Source organism: Pseudoalteromonas denitrificans DSM 6059, assembly GCF_900112265.1.
Taxonomy (GTDB): domain Bacteria; phylum Pseudomonadota; class Gammaproteobacteria; order Enterobacterales; family Alteromonadaceae; genus Pseudoalteromonas; species Pseudoalteromonas denitrificans.
In genome coordinates this window covers 44,337-61,435 of the sequence record NZ_FOLO01000032.1, presented here as the reverse complement: position 1 = coordinate 61,435, position 17,099 = coordinate 44,337, and the positions used below count along the sequence as shown (strand labels likewise).

16 protein-coding genes and 1 pseudogene are annotated in these 17,099 nt (G+C 35.4%); 4 read left to right on the top strand and 13 right to left on the bottom strand.

What is annotated here, in order from left to right:
• From BM088_RS17345 to BM088_RS17300, 10 genes and pseudogenes are all read right to left on the bottom strand, one after another.
• Positions 1 to 199: helix-turn-helix domain-containing protein (locus tag BM088_RS17345; RefSeq protein WP_143085105.1), on the bottom strand; the 199-nt coding region annotated here is incomplete at its 3' end.
• 676 nt (positions 200 to 875) lie between these two features.
• A pseudogene (locus tag BM088_RS28015) lies at positions 876 to 1,369 on the bottom strand (DUF2326 domain-containing protein).
• Entirely contained in the window at positions 1,347 to 2,759 is a 1,413-nt protein-coding gene (locus tag BM088_RS17330; protein ID WP_091987292.1) for a site-specific integrase, read from the bottom strand. The pseudogene BM088_RS28015 and the gene BM088_RS17330 overlap by 23 nt, the downstream one beginning before the upstream one ends.
• A complete protein-coding gene (locus BM088_RS17325) occupies positions 2,756 to 4,855 on the bottom strand; it encodes an ATP-dependent DNA helicase (RefSeq protein WP_091987288.1) in 2,100 nt (699 codons plus the stop codon). The genes BM088_RS17330 and BM088_RS17325 overlap by 4 nt, the downstream gene beginning before the upstream one ends.
• The gene (locus tag BM088_RS17320; RefSeq protein ID WP_091987285.1) at positions 4,855 to 5,625 is read right to left on the bottom strand and encodes a hypothetical protein; all 771 of its coding nucleotides are present in this window, start codon (positions 5,623 to 5,625) and stop codon (positions 4,855 to 4,857) included. The genes BM088_RS17325 and BM088_RS17320 overlap by 1 nt, the downstream gene beginning before the upstream one ends.
• Entirely contained in the window at positions 5,615 to 6,634 is a 1,020-nt protein-coding gene (locus BM088_RS17315; RefSeq protein ID WP_091987282.1) for an ATP-binding protein, read from the bottom strand. The genes BM088_RS17320 and BM088_RS17315 overlap by 11 nt, the downstream gene beginning before the upstream one ends.
• Complete coding sequence (locus tag BM088_RS17310) at positions 6,627 to 8,738, bottom strand: site-specific integrase (RefSeq protein WP_091987278.1); 2,112 nt, start codon at positions 8,736 to 8,738, stop codon at positions 6,627 to 6,629. Before BM088_RS17310 ends, BM088_RS17315 begins: the two co-directional genes overlap by 8 nt.
• A gap of 17 nt (positions 8,739 to 8,755) precedes the next feature.
• The gene (locus tag BM088_RS17305; protein ID WP_091987275.1) at positions 8,756 to 10,780 is read right to left on the bottom strand and encodes a hypothetical protein; all 2,025 of its coding nucleotides are present in this window, start codon (positions 10,778 to 10,780) and stop codon (positions 8,756 to 8,758) included.
• A gap of 79 nt (positions 10,781 to 10,859) precedes the next feature.
• Positions 10,860 to 10,994 (bottom strand): hypothetical protein, encoded by a 135-nt coding sequence (locus BM088_RS27920; RefSeq protein WP_281247171.1) that lies wholly within the window; start codon positions 10,992 to 10,994, stop codon positions 10,860 to 10,862.
• Positions 10,995 to 11,008: 14 nt separating this feature from the next.
• Positions 11,009 to 11,587, bottom strand: coding sequence for a cytochrome b (locus tag BM088_RS17300; protein WP_091987271.1), 579 nt, complete (start codon positions 11,585 to 11,587; stop codon positions 11,009 to 11,011).
• Positions 11,588 to 11,695: 108 nt separating this feature from the next.
• Between BM088_RS17300 and BM088_RS17295 the strand changes: the two genes are divergently transcribed.
• Positions 11,696 to 12,568, top strand: coding sequence for a LysR family transcriptional regulator (locus BM088_RS17295; protein ID WP_091987267.1), 873 nt, complete (start codon positions 11,696 to 11,698; stop codon positions 12,566 to 12,568).
• Here the strand turns inward: BM088_RS17295 and BM088_RS17290 are convergent, their stop codons facing one another.
• The 3 genes from BM088_RS17290 to BM088_RS17280 all read right to left on the bottom strand — a co-directional run bounded on the left by BM088_RS17290 (position 12,569) and on the right by BM088_RS17280 (position 14,196).
• Complete coding sequence (locus tag BM088_RS17290) at positions 12,569 to 12,793, bottom strand: putative antibiotic biosynthesis monooxygenase (RefSeq protein WP_091987263.1); 225 nt, start codon at positions 12,791 to 12,793, stop codon at positions 12,569 to 12,571. It abuts the gene before it with no gap.
• 68 nt (positions 12,794 to 12,861) lie between these two features.
• Entirely contained in the window at positions 12,862 to 13,482 is a 621-nt protein-coding gene (locus tag BM088_RS17285; protein ID WP_091987259.1) for an isochorismatase family protein, read from the bottom strand.
• Between the two features lie 36 nt (positions 13,483 to 13,518).
• Positions 13,519 to 14,196, bottom strand: a complete 678-nt coding sequence (locus BM088_RS17280; RefSeq protein WP_091987255.1) for a pirin family protein — start codon at positions 14,194 to 14,196, stop codon at positions 13,519 to 13,521.
• A 111-nt stretch (positions 14,197 to 14,307) separates the two neighbouring features.
• Between BM088_RS17280 and BM088_RS17275 the strand changes: the two genes are divergently transcribed.
• From BM088_RS17275 to BM088_RS17265, 3 genes are all read left to right on the top strand, one after another.
• Positions 14,308 to 15,204 (top strand): LysR family transcriptional regulator, encoded by an 897-nt coding sequence (locus tag BM088_RS17275; RefSeq protein ID WP_091987251.1) that lies wholly within the window; start codon positions 14,308 to 14,310, stop codon positions 15,202 to 15,204.
• A gap of 350 nt (positions 15,205 to 15,554) precedes the next feature.
• Positions 15,555 to 15,827, top strand: coding sequence for a hypothetical protein (locus BM088_RS17270; protein ID WP_091987247.1), 273 nt, complete (start codon positions 15,555 to 15,557; stop codon positions 15,825 to 15,827).
• 1 nt (position 15,828) lies between these two features.
• Positions 15,829 to 17,091, top strand: a complete 1,263-nt coding sequence (locus tag BM088_RS17265; protein WP_245763849.1) for an NnrS family protein — start codon at positions 15,829 to 15,831, stop codon at positions 17,089 to 17,091.
• Positions 17,092 to 17,099 lie beyond the last annotated feature (8 nt).

The following is a 17,099-nucleotide window of genomic DNA, read 5'->3' as shown; positions in this document are numbered from 1 at the left end:
TTTTATTTGGCGGTGACTTACCATTATTACCGTGAACAGCAAACTGAATACCGACTTGTTGATAGGCCTTTACATAACGCTCAATAGTGCGCCGAGACTTACTGAGTAATTTGGCCGCATTGGCAATTGTTATTCTATCTTCGATAACTTTAGCAACGATATCAACGGTGAGTTGAGCTTTAGAATCCATCACAATCATCCTCAACACCCCCTTAGTATTAAAAAGAAATAACACTAACAGAGATGTATAAAAAGAGATCGACAGTTTCCCTTGGTAATTAGCGACTACGACAGAATCGCTTGGTAATTAGCGACTACGACAGAATCGCTTGGTAATTAGCGACTACGACAGAATCGCTTGGTAATTAAGATACGACAAAGTCGCTTGGTGTTAACACACTTTCCAATTTTAGACTTGACCTAATCGTACAATTGATTAGGTCAGCGATGAGTCTAAAGCTGCCATTAGATATAATATTAAATTCATTGCTCTATCTATAAAATCAATCAAATAGTTTAATATCAATTTTAATTCCGATAATCAGAAATATAATGCTCAATGTTTGAATATTGTGAACACTCATAAAGAAGTTTAATGCCCATTGAAGATTCCGCACTGTTGGGACTTCTCATCCGTTTACAATTGACCACGAGTCCGCACAAATGGAAAACTATTAACGATTTAAACATTTGTTGACGAATTGGTGATATTTCTGGCTTACGTAATAGTGCTTATTGTCACTATTATGGCTGAATACTGCCGATATAATGACAATAAGCACTATTACGGTAGCGAGGGCGTATGAAAATTTAACTACTAATACAGAAGAAAACCATCTTCCGCTGGCTTTGAAAGGGGATATTTAATCTTTTTCTTATTGCATATCTATTTGAATACCTACTAGTTTTGGCTCTGGAGAGTCACCTTTTAATTCTAATGTGATTTTTTCAAATATTTCTTCATACTCGCCATCAGAAAGAGTATTTCTAAGGGTCAATAATTGGTCTTCGTTTATTGTTGCAATATATTGTAAACCTAAAGCTTTTGTTAGTGCATGACTTTGTTGTAACAATATAGCTCTTTGTCTTGGTCAATATCACTAAACATACGACTATCATGGAATACACTTTGAAAACTATTCACCGAGGAGTTAATTAAGTTATTTAGATCGTAACAAAAGATCTTAACTTCATTTATTCCATCCGAAGCATCATTTTGAATTTTAAAGCTAATATTAAACCGCTCTTGGTTATTGCCTTCATTATTTTGAATAGAAATACCTGCTGGAACTTCAGGGTAGAACCGTTTGGCTAATTCACTAAATCCACTATATGAGCTACTATAACTAAACAGCTTTTTTCCATGCATCAAGACCTTTTTTAAAGCATTTATTCAGCAGTAAATCTTTTTCTCCTTCACCTTTAGACATCACCTTGTTGATTAAGTAAGTCAATTTTGCTTCCTTTGTGAATTTTTCTATTGTACGAATATATAATAAAGTCGTTTCGATATCTTTATGCCCAAGTTGCATTTGAACAATTTTATGAACATCACTAGCTACCATCTCATTAACTGCACTAAACTCAGTGTTCCCTGTGATACTACAAAGTGCTTCATAAACTACCTGAGTTGCCCCTGTATGACGCAGCATATGCGGGTGCATATCTATACCTATTTTTTCACCAGCTCGCGTTAATGCTCGTTGATAATCCCTGACAGTGACAGGTGTTCCATTACGTTTTAACCAGCTAAACCTCATATCTTTTGTAATATCACGCTGTTTTGCATATTTCTTTTTACAGTAATAATCCTCAAAATTACTCTGTCGTTCGGCATAATTCACTATCTTTGAATTAATATATTTCTCATGGATTTCCTGATGAACATCTGCGGTAAGAATACATTTTTTAACTGTTCCACCTTTATTATTGTAAAATATATATTGGGACTCATATATCTCACTACGAATTTTCGAATCACGTACTGCAACAGGGTAAGGTTTAAATTTTGGGTTTAATTGTGTCTGAAAAAGTGGAAAATCATTCGTTAATGCACTCACTCTAAGAAATGTCGTGATATCTGCGAAAGCCATTGCTGCATAAACTTCATCGTCTTCAGAGAGTTCCTTATATAATTTTTGAAACTGCTCAATCGAGATTACATCCTCAGAATAATTTTCTTTTTTCGCTTTTAATCTGGAGTCAATCGCAGTTTCCTCCTCACCTGTTTGGGAATTATCATATGATGTATGTGACAAAAGATTACTATCTTGATTAGGTTTATATTCTTTTTCAATAGTATCTGGCATAAACATATTATGATCTATTCCACGATAAGTTAGATACCGATAAAATGCTCTCCAGTCTTTTACATATTGCTCCAAAGATTCTTCTTTCCAAGCCCCCTCAAATTCACCAGACTCTTCTGACAATTCCCCCTTACGTAACGTATCAATAAGTGGTTTCATGTTATTTTCATAGTTGGCAGTTCGATAATCTATACCAACTCCTTTTTTATTTCTTCCATCATCCATAAATTCATATTCTTGAGCAGCTAATTGATTAATAAAATAGACAACACGCTGCAATATATCCGTTAATCGCTTTGTTTTAGCCTTCCGATACAGCTTATGAATTTTTTGTGGATGTAAGTCCCTCATTGCTATGAAATCTACCAGTTCTAAAGCAACTTCATTTGTCTCAACAAAAAATGGAACGGGCATGGTTAGGCTTTTATGGTTAAATAGTTCTATTTTCATAATTCAAACCCGACTTGAATTTGTTCAAACGCAAACCCTCGATTTAGTACATTTAAAATGGCATTATCGGGTGTAAGTATCACAACTTTTTTTTTCGCACGAGTAACGGCTGTGTATAGCCAGCTGCGCTCTACCATTTTAAAGTCTTCAACAACAACGATTGCAGTATCGAATTCAGAACCTTGGCTAGAATGGCATGTCAGTGCATAAGCAAACTGTAAAAAATACTGCCCTTTTTCATTATCTAAAATTTCATCGATATTTAGGTAGACGATGCCTTCGACACCAAAATTAACCACCATTGTCATATCTGTTTGCCCGATGATGACTCCGGTGCTACCGTTTACCAAACCAATGTGTTTATTATTTTTTTTGTAAATAACGACATCACCAATGCGGAACTGCTGTGAAATTTTGACAATAACTCTGTTTTGGGAAAATGATTTATGTATACGAGTGTTAATCTTAGCTACAGTGCTTTTTAGAGGCGCTATTATATGCGCCTCATTGTTATTGTATGTATTGATATAATACTGATGTTCAAGGAGATTTAATAATTCATCTTGATGTGCGTATTCAATGATTTCGACATTCTTATTTGCATCAAACAACACTCCATTTTTAATACTCTGTGCTACGGTATTGATACCACTATGACTTCGAAAATTTTCAGTTAATTCAATCGAACATACCTGCTTGCAGTGCATCAATTTGTGAAAAATCAACCCAGCTCCGACGGGCGGTAATTGCGCCCAATCCCCTATAAAAACAAGTCGAAGCGGTCTGCCCTCAAATATTTGTAGCAATCGATACATTGATTGCAGATCAACCATACTGGCCTCATCGATATGTACAACAGGCATTGTGTATGCATCTAAAAAATCAGGGTTTATATCGACCTTATTCAGTAGGGATGCAATCGTAAAGGCATCATCGGCAGTTTGCTGCATTAATCGTTGGGAGGCTTTACCTGATAAGGCAACCTGTAATACATTGTTTCCAGCCATTTTTATCATTTCATTAACGCAGTATAAAACGCTCGTTTTACCAGTCCCAGCACCGCCACTCACAAGCGTGACTGCATTATTTAAAATCAGTTGCACTGCATTTTTTTGCTCTGTGGATAGGTTATGTTTAGAAGGCAGCAAATATTTATCAATTTCAGAATCACTAACAATAATTGGCAATGGATTGTTGTTTATCCTGCCTCTCAATTGTTCGGCAACATAATTTTCCATGATTGCTGCTGTAGCAAGTGCAAATTTGGGGTTATCGTTTATGTTAGTTATCGCAATACGAGTCCCATTATTGAGAACATCTGCAATGGCAATATCTAGTGAATTATTTGCTAAAGTCCCATCCTTAAGCAGTTTACTTAATTCATTTAGCAGAGTGTCCGTTTTGACTACCGTATTTCCATCATTTAATTGGGAATACAGCACCTCCTCAACCGCACACATTAATCTTCTAGGATCGTCATCTAAAATCCCCATTGCGTTTGCAAAGCAGGAAGCTTTTTTAAAATCTGAAAATGCCCAAATTCGAAAAGGATCTTCTTTTAATTTTTTTACTGTTTGGTCTGAATAGGCTTGGTATGCCTTTTTAGCGGCAAAACGCAGGTCGTTGCGATATTTAGGAGTTGATTGTGATAAAACCTCCTGCATAAATTGGATTAATTGAACTTTACCAGTTTGTTCTGTCCACTTATTGCAAATTGCGGTTGCAAGCGCTCTGGAAACACGAGGGACAGCACATAAAGCGTCAACGTCATGTGACTCAATTCTATTTATCAAATTATCATTAAAATGAACTAACAGCCTGTCTGCTGTGGCGCTACCTACACCCACTGTTGAACAAACAAAATCACTGATAAGGGCATGGGTTGGTGGTGTATAGTCAGCATCCGAAACCACTAATTGTGAACCATATTCAGTAAATTCCATTTCTCCTGTGATACTGACATAGTCATGTAACTCTACAAATAAATAAGGCTGCCAGGAAACAACTTTAATATTTTCACCTTTAGTTTCAAAGCTGATCACCTGCATTTTTTTAGATTCATATACAATAGCCTTAACAACACCGCTTATTCGCATTAATGTATGCTCCCTGCCTTAAAAGCTGATTTATTATTAGTTAACATCCGTTTTTTCTCTTCTTCGTACTGTTTTATTTCCCGTTTTAGTTGTCGGTTTTCTTCTTTGCTAGCCATCAGTTTGTTCTGTGTTTTTATCATTTCCTGACGAAGAGTTGATAATGCGCGCGATGTCATCGTATCCTGCATCTCATCTAGTGCAGAATCAGCCACATAGCTAATAGTTTTAACCTCACCATTTACAATTTTTATATCAATCACTTCAAGTAATTCCCTTACTTCATCATCACGACTAAATAACGGTGAGACATATTTAACCTCATCGACGGGGGTGTCTAGAAAATATGCCCATAAAGCCTTTCGATATAACAACCCTTTAAGATTTACAGGCCATTCGTATTTTTCATTTTGAAGTCGTTTAGTAATAAACTCCTTTAGTGCAGTAACTGTTTCAGAGTTACGCTCAACGCTACTTTTCTCGCCAACTTTCAGTAACCCACGTTTAATCAGCTCTTGGGTAAAACCAGATATTTCGGCCTTAAATGTTTGACGTATATTAACTGGCTCTATGCCATAACCAACCTTGTCAGCAATGCTTTTAAGCTCAATCTTAGAACGTTTTTTGTTTAAATATTTAATCACTTCATTATCTGGGAGTCGTGATATATCTGATAACACTGCGTTCAACATCATTCTTCGTAATTGACCAAGTGCTGTTTTACCAATGCTGCCATCATTATATTGTTCAATTAATTGTAATTTATTGCTCATAACGCACCATCTCCACCTCATCGAACATTTCTGTTTGTAAATCAGGCCACTCAAACTTCTCCAGCTTTTCAATTATTAATTTATCGTCCATTTTTTTATCTGACTCTCGTGATTCGTTACGATATAGCAACTGATACTCATCGGTATCAAAAATGACTGCGCATATCCTGATATCTGAGTTTTGCACATACAAATTGATAATTTCAAACCACTCTAATCTGTCATATCTAGTCAAATTAGTTGCATCAATCACAACAGCATGGCGGTCTTGGGAATACACATCACTTCGTTTAGACCATTCGGTTTTGCCTGCACAAGGCGATCCCATTAACATATAAACTCTCGTTGGCACCTTGCGATTAAGCGCTTGCTTTAATTCATTTTTTGTTTTTTTCCATGCTTTGTTACGTAAATTTACATCATCAAAGTAATATCGATTATTTTTTATTAAATACTGATCTGGTGAAATTATAATGGGAGCTGAAAAGTGTATGATGTTAGACGTTTTTCCAGCATGAGCGACATCTATTGCTATTTTCTCAAGATGCACATCTTCCTGCTCTTGTAACTTGCTTTTGTTGTGTTCCAATCGGTTTTGCAGTGAAATATTGTCTACGCGGGACTGTTGTAACTGAGCAGATATGTTTGCTAACCGCTCTTCAAATATATTTAATTTTTTCTGTAACTTAATTAACGGTGAGTCTTCAGATAATTCATCAAAATTTTCCTGAAAATGATTAATTTCATCCCTAACATCGGTGTAACGCTTAAGAATATCCTTATCTTTCAGTGCTGTTCTACTATAAAAATAGGTTTTTGGAACTCTCGCCCGATCAAGCACTTGTGCAGCAGATGCAATCGTTTTTTTATTCTGTATTAAAGCTTCATATTTCAAATCTGATAATGCATCCCTCAATGCCAGAATCCGCTCTTCATGACTACGTTTATCATATTTTTTTTGAGCTTCAGAACCTTTTGCAGTTAAAATTTCTTCATTTTTATTAGGCATCCAGTAACTCCATCATCCGTTCATTGAATACCTGTATTAGCGGCTCTTTATAGACGTGCACAAACATTTCTGCCTGCTCTTTCAATACCTGAGGGCTGTTATCATCAGATTTAGTCACTTTTAGATAAAATTCAAAGCTTTTCAGAATGGGTTCGCTCACATCAGCTAACATGAGCGCATCGGCACATTTAATACCAACGCAGTTACTTGGATCTGGTAGATTTGCTAAAGCATCTGTAATCGATTTCTTTATATTGCTCGCTTTGCGGTCTTGATGATTTTTGTGTGCTGCACATGGACTGTCAGAACCATCACTGGTTGCACGCATACATACGACTGACATCGGAGTGATAAATGCGTGTATTTGTTCATCATGAATGTAACCATAAATGATTCCAAACAAGCGTTGTTCTAGTTTTTGCATGAGTTGAACTTCATTCAGGCTTTCATTTTTTAACTGAGTCTCTTCTTTTATCCCCTCCCTGAACCTTTCTACATTGGCTTTCATATTATCACCAGCCTGACCGCCAACAGTGCCATTAATAACATTTGAAGTGATTTTTTTTGCGAGTGTCTTAGTGTGTTCAATGATCAATTTTTTTCGTCTGTTCTGAATGAGTTTGTTATTTCGTAGATACTGCTCTGGCATTAATGCATTTGAGTGCCCAAATAATTTTTTCAATAATAAAATTGCGGCACTTGAATGTTCGCCGATATATCCAGCCAATGTTGTTCTGATACAGTGTGCAGTCGCCTCTGAATCTTCATCCTCGACGTTTGCAATCGAAAACTCATAATGGTTTGGCAACGCTTTCAGCAATTTATTGAAACTAGCACCACTCTTTAGCATGCCTATTTCATGCGACTCTAATACTCGCGTATCCTTTCTATCTTGCTTGAGGTGAGTTGTTACAAGAGCAGTGGAATCGCTATCCCACCGCAAACACTCTAACAATTTAATCGCCTTATGAGTTATCTCTGGGATGGGTAATACATCAGTTAACTTTGTTTTCTCCATGTAACACAGTAACCAATAAATGCTTTTATCTTTTTTTGATTGTTTAGAGCAACCAATTCGCAATTTACGCATATCGATATTACGAAGACCTGTTGTTAGTAAAATTATCCAAGCGCAGCTGCTTTTGGCGAGAGTCATTAATTCTGTCAGGCAGGAGGTCATAACATACCTCACCCCCTTTGCTGAGGCATAGGCAAATTTTATTGGCAAGAAGTATTCGATAGTTGTTTGATACTGTAGAACGAACTCTGTAAATATTTTTGATTTACAGTAGTAATCCCAGCGTTCGCACTTTTCATACTGTTGCCGTAGTTCAGTAAAAAACTCACATAAACTTTCAAAATGTAGCTCAACAAACGGTGTAGTATGTTTAACAATATGAGAAACAGTCTCAAATGGGATGGGTGGATAATATCCCTCTGTTTTAGCAATTTTTTCAGCAGTTGCATTCCTATTTACATATTCCTCTATCGTAATCCCCTCATTTAACCACGGCAGTTGTAACCCTTTAGTTAAATATGCAGCGGCATCACTGAGCTTTAGAACTGAAATGTTCTTTAAAAAATTACAAACTTGTTTTGTGCCTAAAACTGAACGATTTACACCTAGCTGTATTATCATATTGACCAAATAAGTATCGAGCATTAAAAATGTTGAAAACGGCTGATTGCGAAAGGCTGTAAATATATCACTACACATTTCATGATTAACCAAATATGACAAAAAAACACCCATATGAGATCTAATTGTGCTGCAACTTAATTTGCATTGCTCATTCATTTCATAAAAAAGAACACGCATTAAAATCGCTAACGGGAACTGCTCACGCTTAGGAAACCAATCAGAAAAGTTTATCGAAGTCTTACCTGAGCCTGGTTCTTTCAGATACCAAATATCATCCATAAATTTAGGAGAGCGTTCAACACCACTTTGATCATCAACGACTTCTCGCAAAAACGACATTTTTTTATCTCGGTATTCAAGAACAATCGCATCGAGCAACTGCCACTGCTGTAAACCTCTCTGGCGCAGAGAGTCATCATTATCCGTAATGGTTACTGGCGATGTATGTGTTTGAATGACCATAATCTAATCCTTTATCCTTAATTCAACTGTATAATATCGGGGAGTAATTGTTCGCCATTTCGTATCGCGTCAGTTGCTGATTGATAGCCGTTATCGTAAATTAATTCGCCATTCATGTGTTGATTGCGAAAACATTCTAATGCATCGAGGGCGATTAAGCGGCGATCTTCAACTAATGTTTTGAACTGAGAGTTGTTTTTTGCAAATTGGTCATACTGCATGACGCGATAACAGATAAGCCTGATATGTTCGGCGTATACTTCACTACGCTCGCAACCCAGACACATATCATATTTGTGGCATCGTCCAGCAATTGGATAATCGTGCGTAGGGTCAGTATTGTCGGTACAGTCGCATAAATATACAGCAAGGTTTTTGCCAGTATCTCGTTCTTCATCAGATTTTATTTTTCCTTTGAAATTCAAGGCACTATCTATCATTTTGCTCTGCAATGCTACAATCGCCGCATTAATGGCCGTTGTGCCTCTACCTGTATGTGATATGTAGGAAAACCATGTTGTATCAAAATCCTTATGATTTGCTGCATTTTTAAGTAGGTATATCAATTCATCAGGTGTATTCACACCTTCCAGAAGGCGCACCGTTTCACTGCCGATGAAGCTTTTACGAATACGCATGGTTTCAATAGAGGTTAACGGTTCATTATTATCATCCGTAATTGCAAAATATTGGCAAAAATCTACCAACCTGTTCCGCAACATATCAGTTGAAATATCGAAAAAAAACTCTCTATTTGGGTCGCCAATCGCTTCATCATAAAACTGCATATATTTAAAGAGCGGAGAACTAATTGAGATTATGATTGGAATATCAATGGAAGTTTTGTTTTTTCTGCCAACAACCTCAATTTGGCGCTCATTAGGGCTATTGTTACGCAATAAATCACTATAGTTTTCAGACCAAGGCGTGTTATTTTTTTTGTAACGCATACGTATTGATAACGCCACTTCACGATTAACACCTGTGTTGAGCATAAAATAAAGCACTAATACTACTTGCCAGTGTTGAGACTCTAATTTAAAGAACTTATTAAAATTATCTGATTTGGAGTTTAACGCTGACCACATTTTTTGCTGTAAAAAAGCTTTGAATTTATAATAATACTCAGTACCTTTACCCTCGTATTGTTGACCTAATACTGCTTTATTTAAATGGTTTCTAAAATTATCTTGCGTATATTTTTCAATGTATTCTGATAAACGCACTTTTTTATTATAATAAAGTAGATTTTCAAATAACTTTTGATGACCAATCTCACCTGACGTTAATAACCTATAGGTTGTTTTACATGCCATTTTTGGCCTTTCGATATAGTCACCTCCTAAAGCCTCTTGCGTTAATGACATCATGTGCGTGTAACGTTCTTGCCATAACTCTAATTCGTAGTAGCTGGAAGCTAATAGCTGAAATAAAACTTTGTCGGAATAATCCTTATGCTCCTCAGAAAAATCATCGATATCCTCAACTGTAACCTCACGCGTTAATGTTTCAAGCCTCTCCCTGCCAGTTCCAACATTTATCAATTCAATCTTGAGCGACTTTAAATGTGGGTGTGCATCAAATAAAATCCGTAAACTCGATTTCTCGCCAGATACACTTTTTATTTGGAGTTCATTCAAATGCTTCTTAATGTGATAAAATGAAATGTCTTCAATTTTTTTAATATCATCAGAATTTGATACAAAAACAAAAAGACGCTCAATCATTTTGGAGATTTTTACTATTTTTGATTTTATTGCTGGATATTGTTTTATTACCAAGCGAGCAAAAGTTTTGGCAAATTCTTCACCAACCAACTCTTTACCATCCGATACAATTTTAAATGACCTTTTAACACTGCAATGATTAGTTTTTATATGTTGGTCATCCTCAGGCGTTCTATTTTCAAAGAATAAATAAAACTGTTCAGCTTTTAATATCCGCTGATACGGAGGCAGACTTGTTTTTGAGTGTACGGTCGAAACATTTGTTGTGTTCGCTGCTTTAGAAGTGGTTACTCGTTGTGATTTTTTCTTTGCCATTAAACTTACCTATTTTAAAAGTGACCAATTAAAATATAGATAAGGATAAAGTTTTCGTCAAATGAGAATGTTACCTTTTTTATGCAGTGTCGTATTTAAATGCATGCGCACCTTCCACATCAACTTTATAATCAGCTGCCTGTGTTGTTAAAGATGTTGCGCCTAAAATAAGTGAACCCGCTAAAATCGCTGTTGATATAAATTTATTTTTCATCTGAATTACCTTAATTATTCGTTTATGTATTTCTCATTTTTTGCAGTTGAAATTTTCAACATGCGTTTTAAAGTATCGTTTTTGTTAATAAAATGATGTTTAAGAGCAGCCAAGCCATGTATCCCAGCCAGTGATACCAGACTCCAAGCCAAAATATTATGAATACTGCCTGCAATATCTTCTTGATTTTCTATCGTCACTGATAATGCAGGGATAGAGAGCAAGCCAAATACATCAATATCCCGACCGTCTGCCGTAGATATTAAATAACCACTCAACATCAATACTATCATTAGAATATAGAGTGCAATATGTGCAATGTGTGCCGATTTGATTTCAAAATTGCTGGCATTTTTCACTGCACTTTGAGGTTTAATGTTAAAAACTGTCCAACACACCCTCGCGATTAAAAATCCAACCAAAATCATACCAATGCTTTTATGTAAATCTAAAGACCCTTTGTACCAAGCATCATAATAACTCAATTCAACCATATACAAACCTAAACCAAATAAACCAAAAATGGCAAAAGCCATAAGCCAATGAATTGAAATGGAAATTAAGCCGTAGGATGTATTTGTATTCTTAAACATTTTATTTACCTCGTTTCTGTTGTGCCTATAATAAAAGATTTATTACTATTAAAAAATATCATTAAATGAGAAACTATTGTGCATATTTGCACAACTGGTATCGATATAATGAAAGGAATTTCTTGGGACGACTACAAGGTTGCTTATCAGGTAGCCATTGATGGCACTTTAAGCCAGGCAGGGAAAACACTTGAAATGAACCATGCCACAGTACTTAGGCATGTAAACAGACTTGAAAATGCATTAGAGATTAAACTATTTATTCGACATCAAAGGGGCTATCAACTCACAGATGCTGGAAGTGTACTTATGGATGAGTTACCTGATTTAATTGCACAGTTTTCACGATTAGAAAATAGACTACACAATGTAGAAGGACAAATAAGTGGGGAGCTTAGGATCACAACTTTGAGTTCATTTTCTGCTCAACTAACACCCATTCTAAAAGAGTTTAGAGATAGTTACCCCCTGATCCGCATAAAGGTATTGTCAACTGATGATATTGTACCTTTAGAATCAGGCGCCGCACATGTTTCACTTCGCGCAGGTCCTAAACCTAATGGCCCTGATTTGATTGTGAGAGAACTCACTAAATTAGCAACGTCTTATTATGCAGCACAATCTTATATAGACAGTTTTGGCACACCTAAATCAATAGAGGAGTTGAATAAGCATTTATGGGTATTACCCACTTCAGACAAATATCGCATACCCTTTATTCGCCATATCGTTGATAATATTGATAAAGATAAAATTATATTTCAAAGTAACCATTTTCCCGATGTCAATCAAGCTGTCATTGCAGGTATGGGTATTGGACCTTTAGGAGACTCTCAAGCAATCATGAATACATCTTTAATTAAAGTACCCATAAACTTACCCATTACTCAAGAGTCAATGTGGTTTGTTTATCATAGAGATTTAAAACATAGTGCCAGAGTAAAATGTTTTTATGAATTTTTTACTAAACAGTTATCCTAATTAATTTTTTGTGACCTTTGTAACTAATAAATATATTAGCCTAGTTACTAAAGGTATTAAGATATATGTCAGTACAGGTACAATAATCGCAACTGAAATAATCGTAATGTAAAGATCATTATCACTGACATTTTTTGCTACAAATGCAGGTATATAATACACAAGAGGCAATAATAATATAAAAGTAATAAATGCCATAACATGTCGATTTAAAGATTTATTCATATTTTTCCTAAAAAGATGCTCCCAATCACTTTTAAATCTAGGGTGATTAAACTGATTGGGAAATTTATTTATTTTGAAAAGTGGCTGTTCATAACATAACCATAAGGTGTTGTATGATGTGTTAATACCTGACCTAAAACTTCACCATAGGGGCTTCGCCAATCATGCATAATTTCAGCTAATACAGAAGCCCATGTTGTCACCTTAACACCTGCTTGCGTTAATCTATGTATAGTGACTTCTTGAACCGTTTTGTTCCATGTGCCAGATGCATCAATCACAGCATATACATCATAACCTTCAGCAACAGCCGACAAAGCTGGAAATAATAAACATACATCTGTAACGATACCTGCCATAATTATTTTTTTTCGGCCTGTTGCTTTTATCGCATTTTTAAAAGCATCACTATGCCACGCATTAATTTGACCTTCACGTTCGATCACCTGCCCTTTTAATACATCTACAATCTCAGGCATGACGGGACCATTTGGCCCTTCTGGTAAACTGGCTGTGATCACAGATGGCATACCAACTGCTTTTACGGTATTGCATAGGCCAAGAATATTATTTTTTAGTACTGTTGGGTGTTCATCCCCTACGCATGACATCAAGCCTGTTTGATGATCTATCATAGCAAGCACAGCATTATTTGGTGTTAAAAATTCGGCTTTTTGTATTGAATTCATATTATTACTCTCTGTTAAGTTTTCAGTTAAATTATGTTAATCTGTATAAATAAAGATGACTTGTGCGTCACTTTTTGCTTCAAAAGTCACTGCACTCTCACTTTTTATCAAAGTCCTCGCTTCAATTTTTTTACCATTGATAAAACCATGGCCTTTGCTTATATAAGCCATTACAGGACCTTCTTTAACGAAGGTTTGACCTGTTTTCGCCATTAATACATCAATTGATGTTTTACTATAAAAAGTATCCTCTTGATTTTTATCACCGCCATAAACACGCGTCAGTTCACCCATGCTAGGCTGATAAATTTTATAACCTGCGGCTTCGCCTTGTTGATCTGGCATAACCCATAATTGGATCATATGATTCTCCTGATCATTAGGGTTTATTTCATTATGTTTAAAACCTTCACCACCAGCTCTTTGTACTTGAACACTGCCTGCCATTAATGTTTGACCATGCTCTAAAGAACCAGCGTGACTTACTTGTCCTTCAACCATGACAGAAATGACATCAACTTCTCTGTGACCATGCATACCGGTTTCACCTAGGGGTAAAAAATTGGCATCAGCAAGATATACAAAGCCCCCGATACCATCAAAAGTATTATTATGTCTTGGGTTTTTAAATACACGTCTGTCAGTAACAAATTGCCGCTCGGTTAATCCAGCAAAACCACCTTGTGCTAATTCATCAAAAGTTAAAATTTCCATCGCCTACTCCACATAATTTCTCTTGTCATAATTTGAAATAAAGAATAGTTTAGATCGTAAATGAGATAAATAAGCAAAAAAGCAACTTTGCGTTCTATTTAAGGTAACAATTTGACAAATTTAAATGACATGATGGTATTTTTAACCGTTGTAGAACAGGGGAGTTTTACATTAGCCGCAGAGGCACTCGCACTACCAAAGTCAAATATCAGTAGAAAAGTCTCACGTCTAGAACATTCTCTTGGTATTAGACTATTAGAGCGTTCTACACGCTCTCTACATTTAACTGAAATTGGACAAGTCTATTTTGAACATTGTATTCGTATAAAAGAAGAGCTACTCAGTGCAAATTCATGTATAGAAAATATGGCTGTCGCCCCTAGAGGTAATTTAAGAATATGCGCATCTGTAACCATAGGGCAAAGTGTACTCGCTCCCCTACTAACAAAATTTAACCAAGTCTATCCAGAAATTAATATCGAATTAAAATTAACAAACCGTAGGGTTGATATTATTGAAGAAGGTTATGATTTAGTCCTTAGAGTGGGAGAGTCTTCCGACTCTAGCTTAATTTCAAAAAAGCTACTGAATACACAATTAAAACTATATGCAAGTCCAGCGTATATAAAGAATAACCAAGCTATAAATATCACAATACATAATTTGCCCCAGCATAAATGTTTATTTATGAATGCTGTTTCACAAAAGCCTGTCTGGGAGTTAAGTAATTTTACCGATAATAAAATAGTAAACATTACTCCTATATTTAAAAGTGATGATTTTAATGTCATTTATCAAATGACATTAGCGGGTGCAGGGATCGCTTTGTTGCCTGACTATTTATGCCAAACAGATATTAAAAATAATAAACTTGTTCCAGTAATTGAGCAGTGGCATGGACAATCCATTAATTTATATGCCATTTTTGCCAGCAGACGTGGTGTAACACCTAAAGTCAGAGTCATGCTTGATTATTTAGAAACGCAATTAGGCTTAATTAAAAAATAACAAGTCTTATATTTTTTATCACGACTATGACAAGGAAGTCATAAAATAAATCCAAAAACACAAGGCTAGTATTTAAAATAAATAATAGTTGAAGCCTTTTTTGAGATATGTATAAAAATACTGATCCAAACCAACCCTTTAGTTACAACTCGTTCGCGTAGACCTATTTACACTCAAACAATGCAGTCTAAACGACTCTAGAAAGTCACTTTGACAACACGAAATGTGCAGTCAAAATGACTACAACATAAACCCAAAATAACTCAACATACTGATATTTAACAATTAATAAAACTGGCACTGCTTTTGCTATTTAATAATCATAAGTAATTAAAAATAGTTGGAAAATTATGTATTCACAATTTTTTATTGATAACAGTTTTGGTTTTAATAAAACACAAATCAATTTTCAAAAATGCATTATCGGCGGTAATTGGTTAATGCTGGTTTCTTTATGTATTACATTACTGTGTTTATCTATGACATTCGGTTTTGATCATTTAATCAATATGTATGTACAGATTGCTGGTCATATTTTCACAATTGTTTTTGCTGGAGTTTTCAAAGTGGGATATGTCATACGTTGTGTCGGTGTACACGGGCTAGGTTATAAGGTTTTTTAATATGATGGAAATTCATGATCCTGAGTTAATGATGTTGAAATATAAACAAGAAAACCAAAGTTTTAAACACAATGAAAATAAAAATTCATTAAGTAAGGTGTTCGAACACAGCTTTTTTGAGCTTGCTTTTCGCCCTTTTTTTATTTTTGGCACTACAGCATCAATGCTTAGTTTAGCTATTTGGATTTTGCAATTAAATAATATTGTAATTTTAAATCAAACAGGACTTACACCTACAGTGTGGCATATACATGAAATGATATTTGGTTTTGCCGCCACTGTCGCCGTAGGTTTTATATTGACAGCGGGTAAAACTTGGACCAAACAACCTAGTATCACTGGCAAAAGTTTGGTTTTACTTTCTGTATTATGGTTATCTGTCAGAACAGCCATTTATATCAATACAAATACTTCAATTGCCATTGCCATTGTATTGCAAATGCTCTGGTGGTTCGTGAGCATAGTGGTGTTTGTTTCTATGGTGTACCGTTCTAAAAATAAAAGAAATTATTTATTTATTCCACTACTTAGCGCCATGATGATAATGAATTTAACCATTTTATTAGCTGATATGTTGAGTTTCACACAGCTGGCAATGCATTTATCTAGAGCCAGTATTTTATTATTCACGATCTTGATGGGCATTATGGGTGGTCGTGTGATCCCATTTTTCACACAAAATGGTGCAAAAACGGATGCAATAGTGTCTCCTCTTTGGATCGATAAATTGCTGCTGCCAGCATCAATAACAGGCATTTTTGTGTTTATCTTAGGCTTTTTTATCAGTCTCCCTTTTACCCCTGCACCTCTGATGTTGTTATCTGGTGGTTTACATTTGATCAGGCTCAGTTTTTGGAAAAGCACAAAAACCTTGCCGATACCATTACTTTGGTCACTGCATTTATCGTATTTATTCATGGCTTTAGGGTTAATATTATTAGGTTTAAGCTACTTTGATTTAACTTTTATCAATATGCCATTTAGTAATGCACTTCATATGATCACGATTGGTGCGATTGGTCTAATGGTATTTGCAATGATGAGTCGTGTATCTCTTGGTCATACAGGAAGAGCCTTGGTATTAAATAAAGCACTCATACTTGCCTTTATATTACTAATTTTAACAGTGCTCATTCGTACCATTTTACCATTATTTAATATTATTCAACTGGCGTGGAACCTGAGCGCATTGCTTTGGATTTCAAGTAGTTTGATCTTTATTTTTATATATTCACCCATTTTATTTGCTAAACGCATCAATTAATAATTTAA

Coding starts and splice junctions, on each gene's coding strand:
- BM088_RS17310 (WP_091987278.1), bottom strand. CDS start 8,738: ATGGTCATTCAAACACATACATCGCCAGTAACCATTACGGATAATGAT.
- BM088_RS17265 (WP_245763849.1), top strand. CDS start 15,829: ATGATGGAAATTCATGATCCTGAGTTAATGATGTTGAAATATAAACAA.
- BM088_RS17295 (WP_091987267.1), top strand. CDS start 11,696: ATGAAAGGAATTTCTTGGGACGACTACAAGGTTGCTTATCAGGTAGCC.
- BM088_RS17330 (WP_091987292.1), bottom strand. CDS start 2,759: ATGAAAATAGAACTATTTAACCATAAAAGCCTAACCATGCCCGTTCCA.
- BM088_RS17270 (WP_091987247.1), top strand. CDS start 15,555: ATGTATTCACAATTTTTTATTGATAACAGTTTTGGTTTTAATAAAACA.
- BM088_RS17315 (WP_091987282.1), bottom strand. CDS start 6,634: ATGCCTAATAAAAATGAAGAAATTTTAACTGCAAAAGGTTCTGAAGCT.
- BM088_RS17285 (WP_091987259.1), bottom strand. CDS start 13,482: ATGAATTCAATACAAAAAGCCGAATTTTTAACACCAAATAATGCTGTG.
- BM088_RS17300 (WP_091987271.1), bottom strand. CDS start 11,587: ATGTTTAAGAATACAAATACATCCTACGGCTTAATTTCCATTTCAATT.
- BM088_RS27920 (WP_281247171.1), bottom strand. CDS start 10,994: ATGAAAAATAAATTTATATCAACAGCGATTTTAGCGGGTTCACTTATT.
- BM088_RS17325 (WP_091987288.1), bottom strand. CDS start 4,855: ATGCGAATAAGCGGTGTTGTTAAGGCTATTGTATATGAATCTAAAAAA.
- BM088_RS17305 (WP_091987275.1), bottom strand. CDS start 10,780: ATGGCAAAGAAAAAATCACAACGAGTAACCACTTCTAAAGCAGCGAAC.
- BM088_RS17280 (WP_091987255.1), bottom strand. CDS start 14,196: ATGGAAATTTTAACTTTTGATGAATTAGCACAAGGTGGTTTTGCTGGA.
- BM088_RS17290 (WP_091987263.1), bottom strand. CDS start 12,793: ATGAATAAATCTTTAAATCGACATGTTATGGCATTTATTACTTTTATA.
- BM088_RS17320 (WP_091987285.1), bottom strand. CDS start 5,625: ATGAGCAATAAATTACAATTAATTGAACAATATAATGATGGCAGCATT.